This window comes from Pseudomonas sp. IT-P12 (assembly GCF_949767465.1).
GTDB lineage: Bacteria > Pseudomonadota > Gammaproteobacteria > Pseudomonadales > Pseudomonadaceae > Aquipseudomonas.
Genome location: NZ_CATKPY010000022.1, coordinates 1 through 15088, shown reverse-complemented (window position 1 = coordinate 15088; position 15088 = coordinate 1). Strand labels below are relative to the sequence as shown.

Genomic DNA, 15088 nt, shown 5'->3' with positions numbered 1-15088 from the left:
CAGGGGTCGAAAAGCCCCATTGGAGGTTCAGCAGCACGCCGCATCGCGGACAGGTCGCCCGTCCATGTTCTGCAGGCGCGAAGCGTTGGTCTGCAGCCACTCGGCGTTGCCCTGCAACGTCAGCCGAAGCATCTCGTGTACCCAGTCGGGAAGTTCTGGATTGAGCCGGTAGTAGACCCATTGCCCCTGGCGCCGATCCAGCAGCAGGCCACTGCTGCGCAGTTGGGCGAGGTGGCGGCTGATCTTCGGTTGGCTGTCGTCGAGGGCGCACATCAGTTCGCAGACGCACAGTTCGCCTTGGTGAGCGATCAGCAAGGTGGCGCGGGCGCGGGTTTCGTCGGCCAGGCTTTTGAAGACTTCAGGAGGGGTGAGCATGCCGGATGCCTTAAACATGTGGATAGGCGAATATACGGATGTCCATATGTATAAAGCAAGGTGTTGAAAGATTTCTCTCCGCTACTAGCCATCCCGTTGCCGGACGGATCTGACCTGATGGACGTGGTAGGGCGGCGATTGCGGGCGCAGTCGAAGGTGTGAATGGAGGTGGGCGCCAAGGCGCCTGCTTTTATGTGAAAGGTGAGTGCTTAATCGCCGTTAGTGATCTCTGTGTTCGGCCCACGGCTGACCTCAACCACTCCTCAATCCCCCAAAATACCCTCGATAACCATCAATTCACGCCGCGCAGCGCGTAACGCAAACGCCTTCGCTTCTGCGTAGGCCGGGTCCTCATAGCAAGCTTTCGCCAGGGCGTAGCTGGGGAATTCGACGGCCAGTGCGCGTTTGCTGTTGTTCGATTCCAGCAATGCCGCCGGGTCCAGCGCTTTGAGCTTTGCGCCGTATCGTTCAGCGATGGGCGCCCACAACCGGGCGTACTCCTGTTGGGCATCCGTATCGGTGACGGCAGACCCGAGAATGATCCAGTACCCTTTCATCGTGAATTCCCTTTTTTGTTGTTCGAAGGATTGGCCTGCCCGAGGATGCGTTGCCCTTCATGACCAAGGTCGGTGTCCAGGCCATGAAAGCAGGCTCCACTGTATAGGTGATCGTGGCGAGGGCGCCATAATGGATCGGCCAAAGGATGTAACGTGGATCGCCGTCGATACCCTTGGCGCAGTCCAGCGTGCCGGCTGCGCCAAGGGTCAGGCCTGAGGGCGATCAGCTTTGCTGTGGGGTTTCCCCACGCGCCAGACGGGCGTTGATGTCGTCGATGACCCCGGGCAAGTCGACGATGGTGTCGATCAGATAGTGCGGGCGGGAACCTTCGAACATCCGGGTGATGCGGGCCCGTTCTTCGGCCAGTTGGTCAGAGGGTAAATCCCTGTACTGATCGTAGGTCAGGCCCATTGCGTTGCCCGAGCAGGTCAGCGCGACGGTCCACATCCCGGCGCTGCGGCCTTCGAGAATGCCGGGCCAGGTGTCGTCGACCTTCACGCAGGCCGCGACGTCGCTGATCCCCAGGGCGATAACGTTGGCCAGGGCTTGGGCAGGATAGGGGCGACCATTGGGCACTTCATCGGTGGCGACCACGTGGTCGGCAACGTAGCCATTGTGACGGGCCAGCTCGACCACTTTGGCCATGACGACGGCCGGGTAGCCGGAGCACGAACCGATCTTCAGGCCTTTGTCGCGCAAGGCTGCGATGGCGTCCAGCGCCCCGGGGATCAGGGCGGAGTGCAGGGCGATCTTCTCGATCTGCAGCGGCATGAACCGCTCGTAGAGCGCCGTCACGTCATCGTCTGTCGGTAAGCGATCAAACACTGCACGATATCGCTCGGCGATCTGCGGTTGATTGCACAAGGTGTGGATGTGGTCCCACTTGCCCATACCCATGGGGCCGCGTGCTTCCTCCAGGGAAACCGCCACGCCAAACTCGGCAAACGCTTCGACGAAAATCTGCGTGGGTGCGAAGGAACCGAAATCAACGACGGTGCCCGCCCAATCCAGTACCACGGCTTGCAACTGAGTCGGTTGTTTGTATTGCATGGTGAGTCTCCATTTTGAGGTAGGGTCAGGCCGTCCCTCTCCTGAAAGAAGTAAGCCTGGGGAGGGTTCGAACGTGTTGCGTAATCAGGTTGCCGGCGTCGGGCTTGAGTCGAACAACTCGGCGATCATTGGCCGGTTTCTGCGAATACCGAGGCAGCACAGGTGGTAGTCGATGGAAAACGGGTGATTGACGAAGGTGATAGGTTTTGTGCCAGGGGTTTCGGCGTATTCCACGGCAGACACGAAACCGATCCCGATGCCCTTGGCGATGGCGTGGACGATGGCTTCCCGGCTGTTCAGTTGCATGACGCAGTTCAGCGAGACGTCGAGTCGCTTGCAGCTTTCCTCGACCAACTGGCGGGTGCGCGAGCTTTTTTCCCGAAGGACCCACTTCTGTTCGCTGATCTGCTCGACGTGCACCGCTTCCTGGTGGGCCCAGGGATGGTCGTCGCGGACAACGGCAATGATCGGATACCGTCGGTAAAGCTGCGTATCAAAGCGCTGGTCGAATTCCGACAGGGCCAGAATCGCCACGTCGATATCGAAGTTGAAGAGCCGATCCAGCGTTTCCTTTTCAGGAGAGAAAGAGGTTTCCAGTTCGATATCCGGATGGCGTTGCATCAGTTCGTAAGTCAGGTTCATTGCAATCGGAGGCGAGACGGCGCCCAGTCGCAGCATTCCGGTTTTACGTTGCTTGAAACTTTGCAGTAACTGCACGGCTTCATCCTCCTGGCCGAACAGGCCTTGGGTGATGGCATACAACTTGTGTCCTGCCGAACTCATTTCGATGAAACGACCGCGACGGTGAAACAGCTCCACGGAAAACTTCTTCTCCAGCGCATTGACCTGTTCACTGACGGTCGGCTGGCCGACGCTCAGGTACTCGGCGGCAAGGGTGAAGCTGCCCGTCTTCGCCACCGCATGAAAGGAACGCAGCCATTTGTGGTACTGGTACATGAAGAGATCCTGTTCCTGAGTCGTCGCCAGTCATTGAAGTTTCAGCCGGGCATCAGCGCCGGATGAACAGTGCGACCACCGCGCTGCAAAGGCATGCCGTGGTGACCACGATAAAGATCAAGGAGGTGTTGCCGGTACTGTCGAGCATACTGCCGATCAGCGGTTCCGCCAGGCCGGCGAACAGATAGGACGAGAAGTTCATCACGCCCGTCGCGGTGCCCGCACGCTTCGCCCCGACCAGGTCCGGACACAGTGCCCAAAAACTGGAGGCAGGGCCGTAGACGAAGAAACCGCAGAGAAACAACGCCACGAGGCCGGTCGCGCTGTGAGGGGCAAGGCTCCACATCCACAGGCTGGTGGCTGCGCCGAGAAACATGTAGAGCATGATCGCCAGGTAGCGTTTGGAGCCGAACAGCTTGTCCGAGATCCAGCCATTGCTGAGCGCGCCGATGGCCATGCCGACGGGCAGGGCGACGGTGATCCACTTCGGATCGATCATGCTGTCGCCGCTTTTCCAGTTGGCACCCAGGAAGTGCACCGGTACCCAGACGATCAGGCCGTAGCGGGCCGCGTTCTGGAAACCCAGGGACACGGCGGCGATGATCAGCCGGACGTTTTTCAGCACGGCTTTGTAGCGTTGTGCAGAAGTTTCCTCTTCGCCGTGAGCCACTTCGTGATTTTTGTCTTCGGCGTTGGCGACACCGGTATCGGCGAGCGGTTCGAAGCCCATGTCCTGCGGGCGTTCACGGGCCACCAGGTAGAAAATGATGCCGCCTGCCAGCATCAACAGCACCGGCAACCGGAAAATCCAGCGCCACTCCAGGTGCATCACATCCAGCACTACGATTGAGGTGACGTAAGACAGCACCGAGGCGCAACCGGCGGCGAACACGTAAAAGCCATACACCTTGCCGCGCTCGCCGGCACTCCACCAATTGGAGATCAGCCGACTGCCCGGTGCCCAACCCAATGCCTGGAAATAACCGTTGATACCCCAGGGCAGGATCAGGGCGGCGAAGTTACTGGCGAAGCTGGTCACCCAGTTGGCACCGCAGGACAATACGGCGCCCAGGGTCATTATGCGGCGCCCGCCGAACTTGTCGGCGAGGTTGCCGTTGATTGCCTGGCCAATGGCGTAGGCCCACAGCATGGCAGCCGATGCCCAGCCCAGGTGCTCCTTGGTAAACCCGTACTCGGCCTGAATGCCCGGAATGGCAAAACCGAAGGTTTGTCTGCCGGTGTAGAAGAACAGGTAACAGAACATCGCCGCCAGCAGCATGCGCCATTGAGCGACGCGAAACGAGGCGGTGTGTACAGCCAGGGCAGGCATGGTTTGGGCACGATTCATGACCTTTTCCTTATTATTGTTCGGTCCCGCCGATTGGCGTCGGCGGGTGCACTCTTTTGTGAGTGCGGCAGGAAATCGTCGCGGCGGGTGACGCCGCTGACAGTGCTTGGTTGTGGCGGGCAGGTTCTAGGCGGCTTGAGAGCCGATGAAGTTTTTGCCCCTTGCGCCCTGCATGGCGTAACTGATCATTTCCTCGGCTTGCGATGCCGTAACACCGTAGTCGGAAAACTCGGTTTTCACTTCCAGGCTATGCAGGAATTCACGCAACTGGCCTTGAGCCTTCTGCAGGTCGTTGCCGAAGATTCGCTGGAGGGTCCGGTCACGCGCTTCGTCGTGGCCCCAGGCGAGGCCCAGCACCAGCGGCAAGGTGAAGGAGCAGGCGATCCCGTGCGGCAAACCGTAGCGCAAGGTCATTTCGTAGGAAATCGAATGGGCGAGGGCGGTTTTGGTGTTGGAGAACGCCAGCCCCGCCTTCAGCGCGGCCAGTGCCATGCGCGAGCGCAACTCGCGGTTGGACAAATCGCGACGCAACAACGGCAGGCATTCGAGGATGTCCGCGATGGCGGAGATGGCAAATGTATCCGAGACCGGGTTTGCGTTGATGTTCCACACGGACTCCAGCGCGTGGGACAAGGCATCCAGACCGGTCGAAACGGTGACTGTACCCGGCACCGTGAGCATCAATTGCGGGTCGATGATCGCGACCTTGGGCCAGGTGCATTCCAGGTGCAGCGAGTATTTTTTCTGGCTCGCCGAATCCCAGATCGTCGCCCAGGGAGTGACTTCACTGCCCGTGCCCGCCGTGGTCGGGGCCGCGATCAGCAACTTGCTGCGTGGCGGAACAAAGGGCTTGCCGGTTGCCAGCAACGCGAGCAGCTCATCGAACCGACCCGACTCGGTGCCAACGATCAATGCCTTGGCCGTATCGATGGCGCTGCCACCTCCGACCGCGATGACCACGTCGCATTCGCCGGCTTCCTGCCAGAAGCGCTCATAGGTCACTCGAAGCTGGGCAACGTCCGGATTGGGTTGCACCTCTTCGATCACATACACCAGGCGGTCACCCAGAAGGTCTTGGAGGCGATCGACCAATCCCAGGCCACGTGCTTCTGGAAAGGTCACAAGGGCGACTTTCTGGTGCTCGGTCATGTCGGCAAGTTGCAGAAGGCTGCCCCAGCCGAAACGTGTGTCGACCGGATTGTGAAATCGGGCAATCATGGCGGATCCTTTGTTTTTGTTGTTGGAAGTGGCCCCATACTCGGGGCGCTTCAACAACAGCTCAAATCGATAATTCGCAGGTATCAATCGGCTGAACCGATACCTGATTCAAGGTGGGGCTGGCTGGGGTGGCGCTCAGTCGTGCGCGCCGCGCTGGATCGCGTTGCGCAACCTGCCCGACACGGCGTCGGCGATGATCACCATGAACGTGATGACGATGATGCAGGTCGCGGTTTCCTGATACTTGAACAGTTTGAGGCTGCTCACCAGCTCGAACCCAAGCCCGCCGGCACCGACCATGCCCAGTACCGTGGCCGAGCGCAGATTGACTTCGAAGCGGTAAAGGACCACGGCGATCCACGCAGTGATGACTTGCGGCAACACGCCGAAGACGATGACCTGCAACGGCCGGGCACCGGTTGCCTGGAGCGCCTCGATCGGGCCCTGGTCGATCTCCTCGATGCTGTCGGCGAAGAACTTTCCCAGCATGCCCACGCCGTGCAGGGCCAGCGCAAGTACGCCGGGGAAGGGGCCCAGGCCCACGGCCGAGACAAAGACCAGGGCCAGGATCAGTTCGTTGATGCTGCGGGTGAAATTGAGGAATTGTCGGGTGGCGTGGAAGACCAGGCGGTTTTTACTCAGGTTGCGTGCCGCCAGGAACGACAGTGGAACGGCGATCAGCACGCCGAGCAAGGTTCCCCAGATTGCGATCTGAACGGTCTCGACCGCAGGTGCCAGCAACCGGGGAAGAATGCTCAGGTCAGGCGGTACGGTGCGGGCAAGGAAATCGCCGATCTGCGGCAACCCGGCCGCCAGTTCACCCCAGCTCAGTTGCGCACCCGAGGCACTCCATTGCAGCGCCAGGATAACGATCAGCACCATCGCGCTGGTGGACAACCAGCCACGAGTGCCGCGAGGCAGATCCACGGTCCACAGATAGTGTTGCTTTTTCATGCTGAGACCCTCAGTTCGGCGGGATGGACCTTCGTGTCGACAGCCCCTGCCGCCTCGCACGCGGCGTGCGTCGCCTGGCCGGGGTAGATGCGTTGCAAGTCTGCGTCGGTCATGTCGCGAGCGTTGCCGTCGTAAACCAGCTTGCCGTGCGCCAGGCCAATGATTCGATCGCCAAACTCACGGGCGTAATCCACCTGATGCAGGTTGCACAGGACGGTGATGCCCAGTTCCCGCGTGGCCTCTCGCAGGTACTGCAGCACCAGGCGTGCGGTCTTGGGATCGAGGCTGGCCACGGGCTCATCGGCCAGGATCACTTTGGGTTGCTGCGCCAGGGCTCGGGCGATACCCACGCGTTGCATCTGCCCGCCGGAAAGCGCGTCGGTGCGCTCGCCGGCTTTGTGTGAAAGCTCCACGCGCGCCAGGCACTGCATGGCCAGCGCGATGTCCTCGCGTCGGAACAGCTGCAGGATCGATGGCAGCGTCGACACCGCGCCCAGGCGCCCCGTCAGTACATTCTTGAGCACGCTGAGCCTGGGCACCACGTTGTGGTGCTGGAAGATCATCGCCGTCTGCCGTCGCAACACACGGGTGTCGCGGCAGCCCAACGCATCGATCCCGGCCACGGTGAGGGTCCCCGAATCTGCCCGGACCAGCCGGTTGATGCAGCGCAGCAGGGTGGATTTGCCCGCCCCGGATTGCCCCAGCACCACCACGAATTCTCCCGATGCAACCTCCACATCGATCCCGCGCAACACCGGGTTCGAGCCGTAGTGCTTGGTCAACTGGCGGATGCTGATCATTTCAGCCTCCGTAAATCCAGATCGAGCACTTTGGCCGTGTCGCGAACGACGTCGTAAGCGGCATCGGTCGTGGGCTGAAAGCCATCCAGCTGGCCTTGATCGCCCCATGGCACGTCCTTGATCGAAGCCAGGGCTGTCGCGACGTTCTGCTTGAGCGCCGGGTCGAGGTTCTTGCGCCAGACCATCGGCGACTCCGGGATCGGACGAGAACTCCACACCACATCGAAGTCGTCCTGCTTCACCAGACCCTTGGCCACGGCGTTGGCCAGAATGCGGTCGGCGACGGCGGCGGCGTCCACCTTCCGGTTGGCCACTGCCAGGATACTGGCGTCGTGCGAGCCGGAGAAGATCACGCGCGAGAACAGCGTGCCCGGGTCAAACCCGGCCTGTTCCAGCCCGGCCTTGGGGAACAGATGGCCAGACGCAGAGCTGGGGTCGACAAACGCGAAGGTGTGACCCTTGAGGTCGGACAATTGATGAATGCCGCTGTCCTTGCGGGCAAGGATCAGGCTCTTGTAGGCGCTCTGGCCGGTTTTTTTCGTGACGGCTACGGCGAAGGCCTCGACATCCGCGACCGACGTTGCCAGAACGTAGGAGAACGGGCCCAGGTAAGCCACGTCCAGTTTGCCGGCGCGCAGTGCTTCGATGATGCCGTTGTAGTCGGTCGCCACAAAGGGTTCGACGGGCATGCCCAGTTTGCTTTCGAGTGTGCTGAGTACCTGTTTGCTTGACTCGATCATGGCCTGTGAATCTTCTGAGGGGATCAGGCCGATCCTGAGTTTGTCGCTGGCCGCCACCTCGCTGGCAGCACTGATCGAAAGGCAGGCCAAGGCGGCGACACGCAGGAATCTGGACAGGTTTTTCATGGCATTTCCGGAGTGGGATGGAAGTTGCCTCAGGCTAGAAATGTCACGTGACAGTCATACGATCAATTCAATATGGCTTTTCGCAGCTGACTATTGATGGAGTCTATGGATGTCGACCGCCAAAATGCGCGCCTTCCTGGCCGTCGCACGGCATGCCAGTTTCAGTGCTGGCGCGCGTGCCCTGGGGCTTAGCCAGCCCACACTGACCACCCAGGTTCAAAGCCTGGAGCGTCAGTACAACCTGGAGCTGTTTCATCGTCGCGGGCGGCGGATCGAGTTGTCCGATGTCGGTCGGCAATTGCTGCCCATCGCCCAGGCGATGGCTGCGCTGGATCTGGATGCGCACAACCTGCTGCGTGATTCGGGTCAGCTCGACAGTGGCGAACTCAAGCTGGGGGCCGTAGGGCCGTTTCACGTGATCGAAATGGTCGACAACTACCTCCAGCGCTATCCGCGCATCGATGTGTCGATACGGGTGGGCAACTCGGCGCAGGTGCTGGCGGACCTGGAGAGTTACGTGACGGATATCGCGGTACTGGCCGGAAGGCACGATGATCCGGGACTCTGCGCCGTACGTTATGCGCGCCATGCCATCATCCTGTTTGCCCACCATGAACATCCTTTTGCTCAGCGCGACGCTGTACGGCTTGAAGAGCTGGACGGGCAGCGGCTGCTGCAACGAGAGCCCGGCTCGACCACTCGGCTGGTGCTTGAAGAGGCGTTACTGGCCAACGCAATTGTCCCGCGTATCGCCATGGAGATCGGCAGCCGCGAGGCACTGCGCGAAGCCGTGGTGCGTGGTCTGGGGCTGGGTGTTGTGTCGGAAGCGGAATTCATCCCCGATCCCCGCATCCGGACGATCCGGATCGCCGGTGATCCGCTTTACACAGAGACCTATCTCTATTGCCTGGCGGAGCGTCGCTCCAGTCGGCTGATCTCATCGTTCTTTGACGGGGTGCTTGATGCAAATGCCACTGGCTGAGCGCAGTCGCTCGTCAGGGATGGCCCTGGGCTGAAAACGGGCCGGGGCTACCCGGCCCGCCCGTGGGGATCAGCTCTGGCAGAACCGGATTCGATTGCCGAAGGGGTCATGGACTTCCAGCAGTTGCCCCCAACCCTGCTGAACAATGTCCGGACGTCCATAGCCGTAGCGCTTGCCCTGCAATTCGTCCCGCAGCATTTCGATATTGTGCATCGGGACAAACACCGTCGATCCCGGGCTGGCATCGCCATGATGTTCGGAAAGGTGGAGTTGCAGGCCGTTTCGATGGATCCCCAGGTACAGCGGCAGATCCGCTTCGAATCGGTGCTCGAATTCGACGCTGAACCCCAGGAAATCAAGATAGAACTCGCGGGCCTTGGTTTCGTCGAACATCCGCAATATCGGGATGGCTTTGTCGAAAGCAATCGAGGGCAGGGGCGTTTCCGAGGGAAGCATCGCCGCGGCGGTGTTCCAGTCCTTGTAGCCCAGTTGCTGCGCGACCATTTCCAGCGCCGTGGAGTGGGTCACCGCTTGATTGCGCGATTGCAGCAAGGTGCGCAGCCGCTTGGCCATCTGTTTGGCGTGTTCGATTGAAGACATCGTTGCTCCTGTAATCGAGGCATCCTGGTGCTCGCGTTGCCAAACCTCGACTCTCAAGAGTTGCGACAGGATCTGGGAGAAAAACAATGCTTTCACCTTTCCTTTCGGAAGCGAGCGGCGGGCAGCATCAGCCCGCGCTGATGATACACAGCGACGGGCACCCACGGAAGTTTGCGGTTTCCAACCCGGTGCACCTCGCGTGGCAACACCACTGAAACATAATGGCGTGAATTGTCCGGTCGTTGTCCGGCGTGTGCATTTCGGCTATAAAGCCCCACGGTTATCGTTACGCCATACCCAACGTGTAAGGAGTAACAAAATGTCCGACCTGAACACTGCCCTGATCGTGATCGACGTCCAGGAATCGTTTCGCTCCACCGACTACTGGAATGAAGCCAGCCTGCCGGCCTTCCTGGATCGTCTGCAGCCGTTGATCGATGGCGCAAAAAACGCTGGCATTCCCGTCGTGCAGATTTTTCACCGCGATGGCGATTTCGCTTTTTCCGAAGCGTCCGGGCTGGTCAGAACCCTCGCGCCGCTCGCCATCGAGCCGGATGCGACTTTCCACAAGCCGCGTCACAGCGCCCTGGTCGGCTCGGGCCTGGATGTGTGGCTGAACACCCACGGCATCCGTCGGGTCATCATTTGCGGCATCCGCACCGAGCAATGCTGCGAAACCACGGCACGCCATGCCCACGACCTGGGCTATATCGTCGATTACGTCAGTGAAGCGACGCTGACCTTCCCCATGACGGACAGGAAGGGACGTGTCTGGAGCGCGGCGGATCTGCGTGACCGTACCGAGTTGGTGCTGGAGGATCGCTTTGCGCGGATCGCCACGGTTGAAGAGGCACTGGCAAGGCCTGGGGAGCCAGCCGTCGCATGAAGTCCAGCGCACGACAGCCAGTGGATATCGCCGTGTACGTGGTCATCCCCTCGAGCCTGTTGCTGCTCGATGTGGCGGGGCCCATGGAGGTGCTGCGCAAAGCCAACAGCGAACAGAATGCCGTGCGCTACACCGTGACTTACATCGGCCCCTCGGCGACGGTGGGCAGCTCCATCGGTCTGCAGATCGCCGGCCTCTCCCCGTTGCCGGCGAGTCTGCCGGACGGGGCGTTGGTGGTGGTGCCCGGCACCATTGACGTGCTGCTCGATCAGACGGTCGTGGATCGCGCAGAGGCATATCGCCAAGAGCAGGTGATTGTCGATTGGCTGAGACTGGCGATCCGCCCGGGCATGCGTCTGGTGTCGATCTGCTCGGGCGCGCTGATGGCGGCGCGCGCCGGATTGCTCGACGGGCGGGACTGCACGACGCACCACGGCTGCGTGGCCGAACTGACGAAAATCGCACCTTCGGCCCGGGTGAAGGAGAACCGGTTGTACGTGGAGGACGGCGAACGCCTGACCAGCGCCGGCGTCACGGCCGGTATCGACCTGATGCTGCACCTGGTCGCCCAGCAGGCCGGTCATGCCATCGCACTGTCCATCGCACGCCACCTGGTCATCTACTTGCGTCGCGGTGGCGCAGACCCGCAATTGTCCCCGTGGCTCGAAGGCCGCAATCACATCCACCCGACGATCCATCGCGCGCAGGATGCCGTGGCGGCAGACCCCACCCAGGATTGGTCCGTGGAGACACTGGCCGGCATGGCCGGGGCCAGCACGCGCAATCTGTCGCGACTGTTCAACGAACACACCGGCATGAGCGTGATCGACTACGTCAACCGCATGCGGATCGCGTTGGCGCGTGAGTTGCTGACGGGCTCACAACTGGACATCGAGGCCGTGGCTGAACGAGCCGGGTTTGCCTCCGCCAGGCAGTTGCGACGGACGTGGAGCCGCTTTCATGACGCGCCTCCGAGCCGAATGCGGTCCGTGACGGCCGTTTAATCCTGATGCGCCATGATCTCTGAGCCGCTGGAAAAGCGCCGCTTTCGGGGCGGCGTTTTCGCAGGTAACCAAGTCGTTGCTCCGGGTTCTCTCTCAGTGACGATCCAGCCAGACGGTCTGTGCATTGCAGAACTCGCGCACACCAAAATGTGAGAGTTCACGACCGAATCCGCTTTTCTTCACGCCGCCGAAGGTGACGCGTGGATCGGTGGCACAGTAACCGTTGATGAACACGCCTCCGGTTTCCAGTTTTTCAGCCATTTGCTGGGCGAGTTCGGCATCGCCGGTGTAAATGGTCGAAGCGAGCCCAAACTCACTGTCGTTAGCCAGTTCGAGCGCATGGTCCGCATCGCGAGCGGTGATAATCGAGGCCACCGGGCCAAACAGTTCCTGTTTGAACGACGTCATCTGGTCGGTGACATTCGCCAGGATCGTGGGTTCGTAGAAATTACCGGAACCCTCGGCTTTCTTTCCGCCCAACAACAGCCTCGCGCCTTCTTCCAGGGTGTTGCGCACTTGCTGATCCAGTTCATCGCGCAGATCGAACCGCGCCATCGGGCCAATGTAGGTTTCGGCGGACAGTGGATCGCCTACAACCAGGCGGCGCGTGCCCTCAACGAACTTGCGCGTGAAGGTTTCGACAACGCCTTGTTCGACGATCAGGCGTTTGGCTGCGGCGCATACCTGTCCGGTATTTTGAAAGCGGCCGATGACGGCGGCCTTCACCGCGTCGTCCAAGTTTGCATCATTGAGCACAATGAAAGGGTCGGAACCACCGAGTTCCAATACACACTTCTTCAGCGCTGCACCGGCCTGAGCGCCGATGGCCATGCCGGCTCGCACGCTGCCGGTGAGGGTGACCGCTGCGATGCGTGGGTCCGCGATTGCCTTGGAAACGCCGTCCGGCGTGACGTTGATGACCTCGAACGCACCTTCTGGAAAACCGGCTTGCTTGAACGCCTCAAGCAGCAGATACGCGCAGCCCATTACATTCGGTGCGTGTTTGAGGACGTAGGTGTTGCCGGCGATCAGGGCCGGAATGGCGCCACGCAGGACCTGCCAGATCGGGAAGTTCCACGGCATCACGGCGAGAATTGGACCAAGCGGGCGATATTCTATTCGTGCTTTCCCGCCTTCAACGAGCGTCGGCTCGGCCATCAACATGGCCGGGCCATGTTCGGCGTACCACTCGCATAGCTGCGCGCACTTTTCAATTTCACCGACCGCCTGAGTGATGGGCTTACCCATCTCTTGAGTGATCATCTTCGCCATCGTTTCTGCGTTGTTGCGCAATGCCCTCGCCAAAGCGATCAGTGCTTGCGAACGCATTTCGATGGATTGGCTACGCCAGGTGGAAAAACCTGTTGTCGCACGTGACAGTGACGCCTCCAGTTCCGATGCGGATTCGAAGGGGTAGTGGCCGATCAGTTCTCCATTGGCGGGGTTGATCGAAATGGCATGGGTAAGGTTGGAAACGTTAGTCATGACACCGTCCTGCTGGGTGGGAGTGGATGCGTTGCTTCTAAGCAACAGCGCCGGCTTTCAGTTAATCGAGCGAGCCAAAATGGATTGCGCGCGACCGATGACCGGCGCATCGACCATTTGCCCATCCAGCACGAAAACGCCTTCACCTGAGCGCGCAGCTTCGATAATACGTTGCGCCCAGTGCAATTCTTCCAGGCTGGGTTTTAGCGCCTGATGAATGATCGCAACTTGGGTTGGATGGATACACAGCGCTCCACCAAAGCCCATGTCGCGTGCAGAATGAACAGCGCGCAGCAGCCCTGTGGTGTCTTGAATCGACGGAAACACGCCGTCCAGCGCCGGAGCGAGCGCAGCAACTCGGGTGGTGAGCAAAACGGCGTAGCGCGCATGGCTAAGGATTTCATCAGCGGCAGGGCTGCCAGTAGTCAGGTTCAGGTCCAGACCCAGATCCAGACTTCCGAACGACAAGCGCTCAACGCCTTGAGTGCCGGCAATCTCGTCGAGTGCTGACAAGCCCTTGGCGCTCTCGATGATTGGCCAAATCGGTTTTTCGGTACCCGCGGCTGCGGTGACCTGTTTCGCGCTTTCTGCTTTGGGTAGCAGAATTCCGATCACGCCGGCATGGCGTCGGCAAAGATCCAGATCCGCAACATGCGCCCAGTGGTCCGGGGCATTCACACGGACCAGAATTCGTGCATCCGGGGTTTCGCTCAGGAAGGCGTCGAGATTATCCCTCGCTTGCTCCTTGAGGTTTTCTTGCACGGCATCTTCCAAGTCAACGATGACTCGATCCGCGCCGGTGGCAATAGCCTTTTGGATGCGCTCTGGTCGAGTAGCCGGCACAAACAGGGCGGAGCGCACAATTGATTTGCTCATGGCGTTGCTCCATCGCTGAACTCGATCTCTCCGGTTTGTGCTGTGCCGTCCTGATTGCCAGCCCAAACCTGTGCCTTGCCGTTTTCGATCAGACGTCCGCCCACCTCGAAAGGCTGTGGCGAAATCAGCGGTCGTACTCCGCGAAAGGTGAAACGCTCCAGGCGCGCAGTTGGATGCGCTTTGGTAAAGGCACGCAAGTTCAACGTAGCGATCAATGGGCCATGTACGACCAGTCCTGGATAACCTTCGGTCTCTGTGACGTAAGGCCAGTCATAGTGAATTCGATGGCCATTGAAGGTGACTGCGGAGTAACGGAACAACAGGGTTGGGGAAGGTTCGATCCGTTCCTGCCAATGGCCTTCAGGTAACGTTTCGGTGCCGTGCAGTTTGGGCGGGGTAGGTTCGCGGTAAACAATGTCCTGTTCATCTTGCAGGGCGAGTTTGCCGTCCTGGAAAAACTCATGGCGTAGCGTGACGAACAGCAAGGAACCTGTGCGACCGTGCTTCTCCTCGACGTTGAGGATGGTCGATACACAGGTCACTTCAGCTTCCACTTTCAACGGCTGGTAAAACTCAATTCGGCTGCCCGCCCACATGCGATTGCGATTATGGGCCGGCGGCAAAAAGCCCCCAAGCGCTGGATGGCCATCCGGCCCCAGTTGGCTGGCACCCATCGGCTCCTGAAAGAATGCCCAGTGCCACAGGGGCGGTAGCGGCTCACCGGGTTGTGGTGCCGACTCGCCAAATGTCGCGGCAATGCGTCTGACCAGAGTGAAACTGATCCGGTCCAGGCTTTCCTGACGTCGTCCAATCCAGGCGGAAAAATCGGAACTGCTGCTCATATTCTTTACTCCAGTCGGTCAGTGATCAGGCCAGGTCGGCCATTTCTGGAATCGCTTCAAAAAGATCCGCAACCAGGCCGTAATCGGCCACCTGGAAGATCGGCGCTTCTTCGTCCTTGTTGATCGCAACGATCACCTTGGAGTCTTTCATGCCGGCCAGGTGCTGGATCGCGCCGGAGATACCGACCGCGATGTACAGCTGTGGAGCAACGATCTTGCCGGTCTGACCGACCTGCATGTCGTTGGGTACGAAACCTGCGTCGACCGCAGCGCGGGAAGCACCAACC

General features: G+C 60.3%; 17 protein-coding genes. 3 read left to right on the top strand and 14 right to left on the bottom strand.

The features are described from left to right. Positions 1-27 precede the first annotated feature (27 nt). The 9 genes from ACM6IM_RS14680 to phnD form a co-directional block, all read right to left on the bottom strand. A complete protein-coding gene (locus ACM6IM_RS14680; protein WP_414865516.1) occupies positions 28-375 on the bottom strand; it encodes a metalloregulator ArsR/SmtB family transcription factor in 348 nt (115 codons plus the stop codon). A gap of 263 nt (positions 376-638) precedes the next feature. After that, positions 639-932 carry a DUF1330 domain-containing protein gene (locus ACM6IM_RS14675; RefSeq protein WP_414865515.1) on the bottom strand — a complete coding sequence of 98 codons (294 nt, stop codon included), beginning with the start codon at positions 930-932 and terminating at the stop codon, positions 639-641. A gap of 223 nt (positions 933-1155) precedes the next feature. Beyond that, entirely contained in the window at positions 1156-1983 is an 828-nt protein-coding gene (gene phnX, locus ACM6IM_RS14670) for a phosphonoacetaldehyde hydrolase (RefSeq protein WP_414865514.1), read from the bottom strand. 84 nt (positions 1984-2067) lie between these two features. Continuing rightward, positions 2068-2940, bottom strand: coding sequence for a LysR substrate-binding domain-containing protein (locus ACM6IM_RS14665; RefSeq protein WP_192303585.1), 873 nt, complete (start codon positions 2938-2940; stop codon positions 2068-2070). Positions 2941-2992: 52 nt separating this feature from the next. Then, the gene (locus tag ACM6IM_RS14660) at positions 2993-4288 is read right to left on the bottom strand and encodes an MFS transporter (RefSeq protein WP_192303583.1); all 1296 of its coding nucleotides are present in this window, start codon (positions 4286-4288) and stop codon (positions 2993-2995) included. 126 nt (positions 4289-4414) lie between these two features. Beyond that, positions 4415-5506, bottom strand: a complete 1092-nt coding sequence (psrA, locus tag ACM6IM_RS14655; protein ID WP_414865513.1) for an iron-containing alcohol dehydrogenase PsrA — start codon at positions 5504-5506, stop codon at positions 4415-4417. A 135-nt stretch (positions 5507-5641) separates the two neighbouring features. Beyond that, the gene (gene phnE, locus ACM6IM_RS14650) at positions 5642-6460 is read right to left on the bottom strand and encodes a phosphonate ABC transporter, permease protein PhnE (protein WP_414865512.1); all 819 of its coding nucleotides are present in this window, start codon (positions 6458-6460) and stop codon (positions 5642-5644) included. After that, positions 6457-7260 (bottom strand): phosphonate ABC transporter ATP-binding protein, encoded by an 804-nt coding sequence (gene phnC, locus ACM6IM_RS14645; protein ID WP_414865511.1) that lies wholly within the window; start codon positions 7258-7260, stop codon positions 6457-6459. Before phnC ends, phnE begins: the two co-directional genes overlap by 4 nt. Beyond that, positions 7257-8126 carry a phosphonate ABC transporter substrate-binding protein gene (gene phnD / locus ACM6IM_RS14640; protein WP_414865510.1) on the bottom strand — a complete coding sequence of 290 codons (870 nt, stop codon included), beginning with the start codon at positions 8124-8126 and terminating at the stop codon, positions 7257-7259. Before phnD ends, phnC begins: the two co-directional genes overlap by 4 nt. A gap of 109 nt (positions 8127-8235) precedes the next feature. On the opposite strand from phnD, the gene ACM6IM_RS14635 reads away from it, so the two are divergent. After that, positions 8236-9108: a LysR substrate-binding domain-containing protein gene (locus ACM6IM_RS14635; RefSeq protein WP_414865509.1), complete on the top strand. Its 873-nt coding sequence runs from the start codon at positions 8236-8238 to the stop codon at positions 9106-9108. Positions 9109-9177: 69 nt separating this feature from the next. Here ACM6IM_RS14635 and ACM6IM_RS14630 read toward each other — a convergent pair whose 3' ends face one another. After that, positions 9178-9708, bottom strand: a complete 531-nt coding sequence (locus ACM6IM_RS14630; RefSeq protein ID WP_192303571.1) for a glyoxalase superfamily protein — start codon at positions 9706-9708, stop codon at positions 9178-9180. Between the two features lie 319 nt (positions 9709-10027). On the opposite strand from ACM6IM_RS14630, the gene ACM6IM_RS14625 reads away from it, so the two are divergent. Together ACM6IM_RS14625 and ACM6IM_RS14620 are read left to right on the top strand one after the other, a co-directional pair. Further along, complete coding sequence (locus ACM6IM_RS14625) at positions 10028-10594, top strand: isochorismatase family protein (RefSeq protein WP_414865508.1); 567 nt, start codon at positions 10028-10030, stop codon at positions 10592-10594. After that, complete coding sequence (locus ACM6IM_RS14620; protein ID WP_414865507.1) at positions 10591-11598, top strand: GlxA family transcriptional regulator; 1008 nt, start codon at positions 10591-10593, stop codon at positions 11596-11598. The genes ACM6IM_RS14625 and ACM6IM_RS14620 overlap by 4 nt, the downstream gene beginning before the upstream one ends. A gap of 93 nt (positions 11599-11691) precedes the next feature. On the opposite strand, the gene ACM6IM_RS14615 is transcribed toward ACM6IM_RS14620, so the two are convergent. The 4 genes from ACM6IM_RS14615 to ACM6IM_RS14600 all read right to left on the bottom strand — a co-directional run. Then, positions 11692-13083, bottom strand: a complete 1392-nt coding sequence (locus ACM6IM_RS14615; RefSeq protein WP_414865506.1) for an aldehyde dehydrogenase family protein — start codon at positions 13081-13083, stop codon at positions 11692-11694. A 57-nt stretch (positions 13084-13140) separates the two neighbouring features. Continuing rightward, positions 13141-13959: an HpcH/HpaI aldolase/citrate lyase family protein gene (locus ACM6IM_RS14610; RefSeq protein ID WP_414865505.1), complete on the bottom strand. Its 819-nt coding sequence runs from the start codon at positions 13957-13959 to the stop codon at positions 13141-13143. Next, positions 13956-14801 carry a MaoC family dehydratase N-terminal domain-containing protein gene (locus tag ACM6IM_RS14605; RefSeq protein WP_414865504.1) on the bottom strand — a complete coding sequence of 282 codons (846 nt, stop codon included), beginning with the start codon at positions 14799-14801 and terminating at the stop codon, positions 13956-13958. Before ACM6IM_RS14605 ends, ACM6IM_RS14610 begins: the two co-directional genes overlap by 4 nt. Before the next feature lie 25 nt (positions 14802-14826). After that, on the bottom strand, positions 14827-15088 hold a 262-nt coding region (locus ACM6IM_RS14600; protein WP_414865503.1), incomplete at its 5' end, for an FAD-binding protein.

Coding starts and splice junctions, on each gene's coding strand:
- ACM6IM_RS14680 (WP_414865516.1), bottom strand. CDS start 375: ATGCTCACCCCTCCTGAAGTCTTCAAAAGCCTGGCCGACGAAACCCGC.
- ACM6IM_RS14675 (WP_414865515.1), bottom strand. CDS start 932: ATGAAAGGGTACTGGATCATTCTCGGGTCTGCCGTCACCGATACGGAT.
- phnX (WP_414865514.1), bottom strand. CDS start 1,983: ATGCAATACAAACAACCGACTCAGTTGCAAGCCGTGGTACTGGATTGG.
- ACM6IM_RS14665 (WP_192303585.1), bottom strand. CDS start 2,940: ATGTACCAGTACCACAAATGGCTGCGTTCCTTTCATGCGGTGGCGAAG.
- ACM6IM_RS14660 (WP_192303583.1), bottom strand. CDS start 4,288: ATGAATCGTGCCCAAACCATGCCTGCCCTGGCTGTACACACCGCCTCG.
- psrA (WP_414865513.1), bottom strand. CDS start 5,506: ATGATTGCCCGATTTCACAATCCGGTCGACACACGTTTCGGCTGGGGC.
- phnE (WP_414865512.1), bottom strand. CDS start 6,460: ATGAAAAAGCAACACTATCTGTGGACCGTGGATCTGCCTCGCGGCACT.
- phnC (WP_414865511.1), bottom strand. CDS start 7,260: ATGATCAGCATCCGCCAGTTGACCAAGCACTACGGCTCGAACCCGGTG.
- phnD (WP_414865510.1), bottom strand. CDS start 8,126: ATGAAAAACCTGTCCAGATTCCTGCGTGTCGCCGCCTTGGCCTGCCTT.
- ACM6IM_RS14635 (WP_414865509.1), top strand. CDS start 8,236: ATGTCGACCGCCAAAATGCGCGCCTTCCTGGCCGTCGCACGGCATGCC.
- ACM6IM_RS14630 (WP_192303571.1), bottom strand. CDS start 9,708: ATGTCTTCAATCGAACACGCCAAACAGATGGCCAAGCGGCTGCGCACC.
- ACM6IM_RS14625 (WP_414865508.1), top strand. CDS start 10,028: ATGTCCGACCTGAACACTGCCCTGATCGTGATCGACGTCCAGGAATCG.
- ACM6IM_RS14620 (WP_414865507.1), top strand. CDS start 10,591: ATGAAGTCCAGCGCACGACAGCCAGTGGATATCGCCGTGTACGTGGTC.
- ACM6IM_RS14615 (WP_414865506.1), bottom strand. CDS start 13,083: ATGACTAACGTTTCCAACCTTACCCATGCCATTTCGATCAACCCCGCC.
- ACM6IM_RS14610 (WP_414865505.1), bottom strand. CDS start 13,959: ATGAGCAAATCAATTGTGCGCTCCGCCCTGTTTGTGCCGGCTACTCGA.
- ACM6IM_RS14605 (WP_414865504.1), bottom strand. CDS start 14,801: ATGAGCAGCAGTTCCGATTTTTCCGCCTGGATTGGACGACGTCAGGAA.